Here is a 1,039-nt window from a genome sequence, read left to right as displayed (position 1 = left end):
CCTCCCGGCGGTTGGTTCGGGAGGTTGGGATGGCGTTGGCGATCACGCGGCAGGATCTATCGGCTGCCGAGCTCCGGAGGTCAGCGGCCCGGAGCCGTGATGCAAAGGCGGCGCGCCGGATGCTGGCGATCGCGCTGGTGCTGGAGGGGCACTCCCGCGAGGACGCGGCCGAAGTCTGTGGCATGGACCGGCAGACCCTGCGCGACTGGGTGCACCGCTACAACGCCGAGGGGACGGCCGGGCTGATGAACCGGCGTGCTCCGGGCCCGGCGCCGCGGCTCTCGAATGAGCAGGAGGATCTGGTGGCCCGCTGGGTGGAGAAGGGGCCGGAACTGGAGCGGGATGGCGTCGTGCGCTGGCGCTGCCGCGACCTGCAGGAGCGGATCAGGAGCGAGTTCCGGGTCAGCCTGCATGAGCGCACGGTGGGCAAGCTGCTGACCAGGCTGCGCTTCCGCCGTCTTTCGGTCCGGCCACAGCACCCGCAGAGCGATCCTGCCGCGCAAGCGGCTTTTAGGGGGGCTTCGCTGACCGGGTGAAGGCCGTCGTCGGCGAGGTCGCACCCGGCACACCCCTTGAGGTCTGGTTCATGGACGAGGCCCGTGTGGGCCAGCAGGGCACGCTGACACGGATCTGGGCCAAACGGGGCACGCGCCCGCGTGCCGTGCGCGATCACCGCTATACTTGGGCCTGGCTCTTCGGTGCGGTCTGCCCTGAGCGCGCCGTTGGCGCCGCTGTCGTTCTGCCCGAGGTCAACGTGAACGCGATGAACATCCACTTGGCCGAGATCAGCCGTTGCGTGACCACGGGCGCCCACGCTGTCCTCGTGCTCGATGGCGCGGGCTGGCACACCTCACCCAAGCTCCGCCTGCCCGAGAACATCAGCCTAATGCCGCTGCCCCGATACGCGCCGGAACTGAACCCGGTCGAAAACATCTGGGAGTTCCTGCGCCAGAACCTGCTCAGCCACCGCGTGTGGGAGAGCTACGACGCCATCGTGGATGCCTGCTGTCACGCCTGGTCCACGCTGATGAGCACGCCC

1 protein-coding gene is annotated in these 1,039 nt (G+C 69.1%); it reads left to right on the top strand.

Features of this window, described 5'->3' with window-relative positions:
- Positions 1-29 precede the first annotated feature (29 nt).
- A protein-coding gene (locus ACFFIC_RS30055; RefSeq protein ID WP_377057292.1) for an IS630 family transposase occupies positions 30-1,039 on the top strand; the annotation gives its coding sequence in 2 pieces (ribosomal slippage) (positions 30-516 and positions 516-1,039; 1,011 coding nt annotated over the 2 pieces). This gene is flagged as partial in the annotation.

Source organism: Muricoccus vinaceus, assembly GCF_042433125.1.
Classification (GTDB): Bacteria; Pseudomonadota; Alphaproteobacteria; order Acetobacterales; family Acetobacteraceae; genus Roseomonas; species Roseomonas vinacea.
Note: the sequence above shows the minus strand (reverse complement) of the source record. Positions and strands in the feature narration are given on the sequence as shown.